At 67.9% G+C, this 7,532-nt stretch carries 6 protein-coding genes and 1 tRNA gene; 4 read left to right on the top strand and 3 right to left on the bottom strand.

The window, feature by feature from the left end; all coding sequences use genetic code 11:
- Window positions 1–134 precede the first annotated feature (134 nt).
- From ACZ6YG_RS33450 to ACZ6YG_RS33440, 3 genes are read right to left on the bottom strand one after another with little or no spacing between them, the layout of a single operon-like run.
- A complete protein-coding gene (locus ACZ6YG_RS33450) occupies window positions 135–2,336 on the bottom strand; it encodes a heavy metal translocating P-type ATPase (RefSeq protein ID WP_466020210.1) in 2,202 nt (733 codons plus the stop codon).
- A 20-nt stretch (window positions 2,337–2,356) separates the two neighbouring features.
- Window positions 2,357–3,298: a hypothetical protein gene (locus ACZ6YG_RS33445; protein ID WP_466020209.1), complete on the bottom strand. Its 942-nt coding sequence runs from the start codon at window positions 3,296–3,298 to the stop codon at window positions 2,357–2,359.
- Entirely contained in the window at window positions 3,295–3,507 is a 213-nt protein-coding gene (locus ACZ6YG_RS33440; protein WP_148035899.1) for a heavy-metal-associated domain-containing protein, read from the bottom strand. Before ACZ6YG_RS33440 ends, ACZ6YG_RS33445 begins: the two co-directional genes overlap by 4 nt.
- Before the next feature lie 282 nt (window positions 3,508–3,789).
- Between ACZ6YG_RS33440 and ACZ6YG_RS33435 the strand changes: the two genes are divergently transcribed.
- From ACZ6YG_RS33435 to ACZ6YG_RS33420, 4 genes are all read left to right on the top strand, one after another.
- A complete protein-coding gene (locus tag ACZ6YG_RS33435; protein WP_013130296.1) occupies window positions 3,790–3,909 on the top strand; it encodes a DLW-39 family protein in 120 nt (39 codons plus the stop codon).
- A 15-nt stretch (window positions 3,910–3,924) separates the two neighbouring features.
- Window positions 3,925–4,656 carry an HAD family hydrolase gene (locus ACZ6YG_RS33430; protein WP_148035898.1) on the top strand — a complete coding sequence of 244 codons (732 nt, stop codon included), beginning with the start codon at window positions 3,925–3,927 and terminating at the stop codon, window positions 4,654–4,656.
- Between the two features lie 19 nt (window positions 4,657–4,675).
- Window positions 4,676–4,748, top strand: a tRNA-Ala gene (locus ACZ6YG_RS33425).
- Window positions 4,749–5,153: 405 nt separating this feature from the next.
- Window positions 5,154–6,914 carry an ATP-binding protein gene (locus ACZ6YG_RS33420; protein WP_466020208.1) on the top strand — a complete coding sequence of 587 codons (1,761 nt, stop codon included), beginning with the start codon at window positions 5,154–5,156 and terminating at the stop codon, window positions 6,912–6,914.
- The last annotated feature ends 618 nt before the right edge of the window (window positions 6,915–7,532 follow it).

Raw genomic sequence — 7,532 nt, 5'->3', positions numbered from 1 at the left:
GCCCCCCCCCCCCCCCCCCCCCCCACCCACAGCTTGTCCACCCCCCGCCCCCCGGGGGGGGGGCCCCCCCCCCCCCCCGGGGGCCCCCCCCCCCGGGGGGGCCCCCCCCCCCCCCCCCCCCGCGACGGACGGTCTCACTTGAAAGCGCGCAGCCGCAGGCTGTTGCTCACCACGAACACGCTGGAGAACGCCATCGCGGCTCCCGCGATCATCGGGTTGAGCAGCCCCATCGCGGCCAGGGGCAGCGCGGCCACGTTGTAGGCGAACGCCCAGAACAGGTTGCCCTTGATGGTGGCGAGCGTCCTGCGCGACAGGCGCAGGGCGTCGGCCGTCACCCGCAGGTCGCCGCGGACCAGCGTCAGGTCGGACGCCTCGATGGCCGCGTCGGTGCCGGTGCCCATGGCCAGCCCGAGGTCGGCCTGGGCGAGCGCGGCCGCGTCGTTGACGCCGTCGCCCACCATCGCCACGACCTTGCCCTCGGCCTGCAGGCGCTTGACCACCTCGACCTTGTCCGCGGGCAGCACCTCGGCGATCACCTCGTCGATGCCCACCTCGGCCGCCACCGCGCGGGCGACCTTCTCGTTGTCGCCGGTCAGCAGCACCGGGGTGAGGCCGAGCCGCTTCAGCTCCGTGACCGCCTCCGCGCTGGTGGGCTTCACCACGTCGGACACCACCAGCACGGCACGGGCCCGGCCGTCCCAGCCGACCGCGACCGCGGTGCGGCCCGCGGCCTGCGCCTGCTCCAGAGCCTCCACGAGCTCGGGGGTGAGGTGCTGCGACCACTCCTCCAGCAGCCTGGGCCGGCCGACCAGCACCGCGTGCCCGTCGACCACGCCCTGCACGCCGAGCCCTTCGACGTTCGCGAAGTCCTCGACCGTGGCGTCCGACCGGGCGGCCCTGGCCACGGCCTGGGCGATCGGGTGCTCGGATGCGTGCTCCAGCGCGCCGGCCAGGCGCAGCACCTCGGCCTCGTCCTCGCCCTCGGCGACGTGGACCTCGGTGAGCGTCATCCGGCCCTCGGTGACCGTGCCGGTCTTGTCGAGCACGATCGTGTCCGCCTTGCGGGTGGACTCCAGCACCTCCGGGCCCTTGATCAGGATGCCGAGCTGCGCGCCCCTGCCGGTGCCGACCAGCAGCGCCGTCGGCGTCGCCAGCCCCAGCGCGCACGGGCAGGCGATGATCAGCACCGCCACCGCCGCGGTGAACGCCGCGCCCGCGCCGTTGCCCGTACCGAGCCAGAACCCGAGCGTGCCCACGGCGAGCGCGATCACGATCGGTACGAACACGCCCGAGATGCGGTCGGCGAGCCGCTGCACCTCGGCCTTGCCCGTCTGGGCCTCCTCCACCAGCCTGGCCATCTGCGCCAGCTGGGTGTCGGCGCCGACCCGGGTGGCGCGGACGACGAGCCGGCCGCCCGCGTTCACCGTCGCGCCCGTCACCGCGTCGCCCGGCCGCACCTCGACCGGCACGGACTCGCCGGTCAGCATCGAGGCGTCGACGGCGGACGTGCCTTCCTCGATCACGCCGTCGGTCGCGATCTTCTCGCCCGGCCTGACCACGAACAGGTCGCCCGCCTTGAGCAGGTCGGCCGGGACGCGGCGGCCGTCGGCCAGCTCCACGTCCTTTGCGCCCAGCTCCATCAGCGCCCGCAGCGCCGCCCCGGCCTTCCGCTTGGACCGCGACTCGAAGTAGCGCCCGGCCAGGATGAACGCCGTCACCCCGGCCGCCGCCTCAAGGTAGATGTTGCCGGCGCCGTCGGTGCGCTGGATCGTCAGCTCGAACGGGTGGACCATGCCGGGCATCCCGGCCGTGCCGAAGAACAGCGCCCACAGCGACCAGCCGAAGGCCGCGAGCGTGCCCATCGAGACCAGCGTGTCCATGGTGGCGGTGCCGTGACGCAGGTTCGTCCAGGCCGCCTTGTGGAACGGCCAGCCCGCGTACACCACGACCGGCCCGGCCAGCGCCAGCGACAGCCACTGCCAGTAGCGGAACTGCAGCGCCGGGATCATGGCCATGGCCACCACCGGGACGCTCAGCACCACCGCGACGATCAGCCGGTCGCGCAGGCTGTTGTCCGGCTTCTCCGCTTCTTCCTTGGGTCGCTCGTCGGGCAGCTCGGCCGTGTAACCGGCCTTCGCCACCTCTTCGACCAGCGCTCGCGGGTCCAGGTCCGCGGGGAAGGTGACCTTGGCCTTCTCGGTCGCGTAGTTGACCGTCGCCGTGACGCCGTCGAGCTTGTTGAGCTTGCGCTCGATCCGGTTGGCGCAGGAAGCACACGTCATGCCGCCGATCGAGAGCTCGACCGCGCCCCCGCGGCCGTCGGTGAGTGATGTCATCACCCTTCTCCTCTCAGGCGTCAGTGGCCGTGCGGTCCGGTCTCGGCCGTGAAGGCCGCGGTGCGCACCTTGCCGTCGTGCTTGAAGTCCAGGAACAGGCGGTAGGAGCCGGTGCTGGGCACCTCGGCGAAGAACGTGATCTCCGGGCCCGCCTTGCCGGTCTCCTCAGGATGGACGTGCAGATAGGCGAGATCGCCTGCCCTGAGGGCCACCAGGTGTCCGTAGGCGCCGAGGTAGGGCTCCAGGTCGGTCACCGGCTTGCCGTCCTTGCTCACCTTGAGCGTCAGCTTGCTCGACCGGCCGGGCTCCAGGCTCCCGGCGAGGCTCACAGTGTAGTCACCGGTCCGCGCCTCGGTGCTCGCGTGCGGGAGCTCGCGCGGGCGGTAGTCGCCCGGCACCTGCAGGTCGAGGCCGAGCGTCAGCTTGTCGGCGCCGGTGGGCTTGAAGTCGGCGAAGGCACGGTAGGGGCCGGGCTCGTCCAGGGGGAGCTTCACGCGCCAGGTGCCGTCGGCGGCCATCTCCGGGTGGAGGTGCCGGAAGATGGTCAGGTCGCGGGAGGCGACGATGAGGTGCAGCTTCTTGTCGTGCTCGACGTCGAACTCCGTCACCGGCTTGCCGCCGGGGCCGTCGACGGTGAAGCGGAAGTCGTCGGGGTCGTCGGTGGCGAGGCGGGTGAAGGTGTAGCCGTCCTGGGAGACCTGGAGCCCCCCGGGGGTATCCGTAGCGCCTGAGTGTCCGCTGTCGGTGTGGCCGTCTTCGGCCTGCTCACCCTGGCCGTTCTCGGCCTGCTCACCGGTTCCGTGGTCCATGGCCGTCTCTCCCTGCTTCACCTGCTCCGCCGTACGGCCGGTCGGGCCGGGGGCGGGCCCGATCTGGCCCGCCGCGCTCCCGGCGCCCAGCGCCGCGGCGAAGACCACCGCGAGCCCGGCGCCGTAGAGGCCCAACCGGCCTGCCGTTCTCATGACACCCCCACCAGTTCGTAGCCGGCCTCCTTGACCGCGCCGCTGATCTCCGCCTCATTGACAGGACCGTCGCTGACCACGGTCAACCGGCCGCTCTTGAGGTCCACGTCGACGGAGGTCACGCCGGCCACCTCGCCGACCTCCTCCTTGACGGAACTCACGCAGTGGCCGCAGGTCATGCCCTTGACGGTGTAGGTGGCGGTGCTCATCGCATGCTCCTTCATATGCTCGTACGTGATGCCTTGTATCGAGTCTAACACCGTACCCCCCTAGGGTATGTCTTGACCCTGGCTGTGCATACCTGGAGGGGGTATGTGGAGGACGATATATACGGCTAGGGGGTATGTCAATCCTCGGCGCCGCGTGTTCCTTGAACAATCCGACATCTGGTCCGCGCAAACACGGGGACCGCCGCCATCCCTTGCTAGGCTGCAAAGCATCCGTTGGGTCTTGCCCAGCGGGCGAGACCGTCGAAGAAGTGGGGTCACACAGTGAAGAAGCTGCTTGTTCTGGCGCTGGTCGCCCTTGGGGGGTTGCTGATCTGGCGCAAGGTGCAGGCCGATCGGGCAGAGCTCGATCTCTGGACCGAGGCGACCGGTAGCGAGAACTAACCGACCGGCGAGGCGATGAGTGACATCGTCCCCATCAAGCTGGTGTGCCTGGACCTGGCAGGCACCACGGTCGGCGACATCGCCACGGTGGAGCGCGCGTTCGCCGAGGCGATCGCCACCCAGGGCATAGTCCCCGGGACCGGAGCGTACGCACGTGCCATGGTGCACGTGCACCGGTCCCGGGGGCAACCCAAGATCGACGTCTTCCGGGGCATCTTCCCCGAGAACGAGGCCCGGGCTCAGGCCGCCAACCTGACCTTCGAGCGCGCCTACGAAGGCGCCCTCGAACGCTCCGGCCTCACCCCCGCCCCCGGCATCGTCGAGGTCCTCGACAAGCTCCGCGGCTCCGACATCCGGCTGGCCCTGCTCACCGGCTTCAGCCGCACCACCCTCGGCCGCGTCCTCGGCATCCTCGGCTGGCACGACAAGATCGACCTGGCCATCAGCCCCGAAGACGCGGGCGGCCGCGGCCGCCCCTGGCCCGACATGGTCCTGCACGCCGTCCTCCGCCTCGGCATCCCCGACGTCCGTCAGGTGGCCGTCGCCGGTGACTCCGAGAGCCACATGCTCGCCGGCCACCGCGCCGGCGCCGCCGTCGTGGCCGGCATCCTCACCGACAGCGGCCACAGCCGAGACCGCCTCGTCGGCGGCGGCGCCACCCACGTGTTACCGTCCGTCGGCGCACTCCCGGAGCTGATCCTGAGCGGCGACCTGGGAGGCGCGCGGATACCGGCGCCGGTTCGGTAGGCTATCTTCATTGTTCGAAGGGGCCTTAGCTCAGCTGGCAGAGCGCCTGCTTTGCAAGCAGGAAGTCAGGAGTTCGAATCTCCTAGGCTCCACAGCACGTCGAAGGCCACGTCCCGTGATCGGGAAGTGGCCTTTTCGATCTTGTACAGCTACAGCGTCAACTGTTCTCCACACGCTCGCTGTGCTCCTGCGGGATCGCCCCAATGATCCTCGCTCCTCTCGGGCGTTCTTTCCTGTGCATGCATTCGGTCCCGCAAGAAGGTCTTCACGTGGGCGCTTCGCGTAAGAATGAGCTGGGGCGCCCTCATTGATCCGGATGCGGTCTCTTGGAGCTTGTACAGCCGATGTATACAGCTACATCCCGGTGCCTCCGGTGGACGAGAGCCGAGAAAGCCCTCTGTTCAGGTACCTGGCTTGGTGATTCCTGTTATCTAGCCGAAGCATGCTAACTAGCATGCTAACTAGCATGCTCGTCCGCGCTGCTCAGGGAGTACAACGTGCTCGACGAAGAGCTCTCCGAGATCATTGCCAACCTCCGCGTTCTCGGCGGGGACATCTCCGACGTAGAAGTGAAGCAGTCCCAGCGCGAGCTGCCGAAGACGATCCGGGAGACGCTCTCTGCCTTCGCCAACACTCACGGTGGTGTGCTCATCCTGGGCCTGAGCGAGAGCACGGGATTCTCAGCAACGGGTGTACGTGATGCTTCAAAGCTTTCCAACGACCTGGCCTCGCTCTGCTCCACTGACATGGAACCTGCTCTGCGGCCGTTGATCCGCGTCCACGACTTCGAAGGTGTGAAGATCATCGTGGCAGAAGTCCCCGAACTGGATCCGGCCCAGCGACCGTGTTTCTACAAAGGTGCCGGGATGACCAAGGGCAGCTTCGTACGCGTAGGCGATGGGGATCGGCGACTGTCGAGCTACGAGGTCCAAATCATGCTGTCCTCACGCGGGCAGCCTCGTGAGGACGAGCAGGCCATTTCAGGAACCGGCCTCCAGCTTCTTGATCCGATCGCCCTGGAGTCGTTCATCGCAAGACTCCGTACCAACAGGCCTCATGCCTTTGCAGATCTTGACCGTGACGACCTGCTGAGACGAGCCAGGATTCTGGTAGCCGGACACGACGGCACGGAAACGCTCTCCCTGGCAGCCCTGCTCGCGCTCGGCTCCTACCCGCAGGAGTATCTCCCCCAACTGATGATCAGCTTCGTGCATTACCCCTCGGTCACCGGCCAACCATCAGCCACTGGCACTCGCTTTCTGGACAACCTCACCGTCGAAGGACCCATCCCCATCATGGTCCGCGACGCGCTGGCTGCGATCCGGCGAAATATGTCCAGGAGGGCAGTCATCGGAGGAGTCGGCCGAGAGGACGTCTGGGAGTACCCGGAGACCGCACTTCGGGAAGCCGTGGTGAATGCGCTCGTACACCGGGATCTGTCCAGCGCCGCCCGGGGTACTCAGATTCAGATTGAGATGTACCCGGACAGGCTGACGATTCGAAGCCCTGGCGGATTGTTCGGCCCGGTGACCATCGACAATCTCACCGACGAAGGGATTTCTTCCGCACGCAACGCGACGCTGATGAGGATGCTTGAGGACGTTCCTCTTCCGGGTGAGACCCGGATGGTTTGTGAGAACCGGGGCTCTGGAATCCGCGCCATGGTCTCCGCCCTCCGGGCGGCCGGGATGAGTCCGCCGCAGTTCGAAGACCGTGTGTCCTCCTTCATCGTTACCATCCCCAACCACGCTTTGCTGAACGAGGAAGTCGTGAGGTGGATCGAAAGTTTGGGCGAAGGAGGCCTCTCTGGCAGTCAGTGCATCGCGCTGGCGATGCTCCGAAATCGAGAGATCCTGGATAACCGTTCCTACCGGAGCACGACCGGTGTGGACTCGCGCGTGGCTACGGCCGAACTGGGGGATCTGGTGGCACGTGAACTAGTGACCCAGACCGGGAGCAGGCGATGGGCGCAGTACGAGTTGTCCCAGCGGAGGCACCGCCCTCTCCCTGGGGAAGCACCTGCATCGACACGGAGCGATCGACGCCCTCAACTACTGGACGCGCTTGGTGACGAAACCCTCTCGCGAGCCGAACTGGCCCGGAGTACCGGCCTGACCGATCAGACCGTACGGCGCTGGCTCTCGATCATGCGTGACGAAGGCACGGTGGAATTGATCGGAAGCTCACCGAGAAGCTCGACCGCCCGGTACCGCCGAACACGACAGGGCTCCCTTTTTTCACCGGCTGATCCCGGGTAACGGCTGTACAGCAGAGAGATACGGCAATGCCGCCTCACGCGATCACACTCCACCAATCTTCATCTGCCACTCGACCAGGGCAAGGTCCTCGCTTCGCTCGGGCTGTGCTTCCAGCCGCGCGCCTCCGGCGCGCCGGCTTCGCCATCAGGACATCACGTTGGCCGTCTGGCAGATCCTGACGCTCAACCCCCGCGTCCAGACGTGTCGGCGATGCTCTGGGTCGGCGTCCACAGCTGAACGACGAGGAAGGCCCCGGCGGGTGAGCCGAGCACTGCACGCGGGATTACCAGCAGACAAGCTCGCGTTCGGATCACTGGCAGTCCTCGCTCACCCGCTGAGGGATGTGAGGCGCGACGAGGCAGGGTCCGCGCAATACCCTCCACGGCCATTCGCGGAGGGCCCCGCCACCTCGCCGAGCCGGTCTATCGGCCGCCTCGCCCGGCTTGCCGGAGCGCGGCGGACGCACCTCGTCCGCGCAACATCTCAGCCGCGCCCTGGTGCCAAGGGTTGAATGCCGCCCGGTTTTAGTTTGACGACGCTGCCATCGCCTGAAATTGGGGGCTCGCCCCGGGAGGTTCCGTCCAGCGGGTCCGATCGGTCGTGCAGTTCCTCCACTGG

This window comes from Nonomuraea sp. NPDC054003 (assembly GCF_055585125.1).
This window is presented reverse-complemented; position numbering and strand designations above follow the sequence as displayed.

What these genes read in the sequence shown, in the direction of transcription:
- ACZ6YG_RS33430 (WP_148035898.1), top strand. Translation starts at nt 3,925, where the DNA reads ATGAGTGACATCGTCCCCATCAAGCTGGTGTGCCTGGACCTGGCAGGC.
- ACZ6YG_RS33450 (WP_466020210.1), bottom strand. Translation starts at nt 2,336, where the DNA reads ATGACATCACTCACCGACGGCCGCGGGGGCGCGGTCGAGCTCTCGATC.
- ACZ6YG_RS33440 (WP_148035899.1), bottom strand. Translation starts at nt 3,507, where the DNA reads ATGAGCACCGCCACCTACACCGTCAAGGGCATGACCTGCGGCCACTGC.
- ACZ6YG_RS33445 (WP_466020209.1), bottom strand. Translation starts at nt 3,298, where the DNA reads ATGAGAACGGCAGGCCGGTTGGGCCTCTACGGCGCCGGGCTCGCGGTG.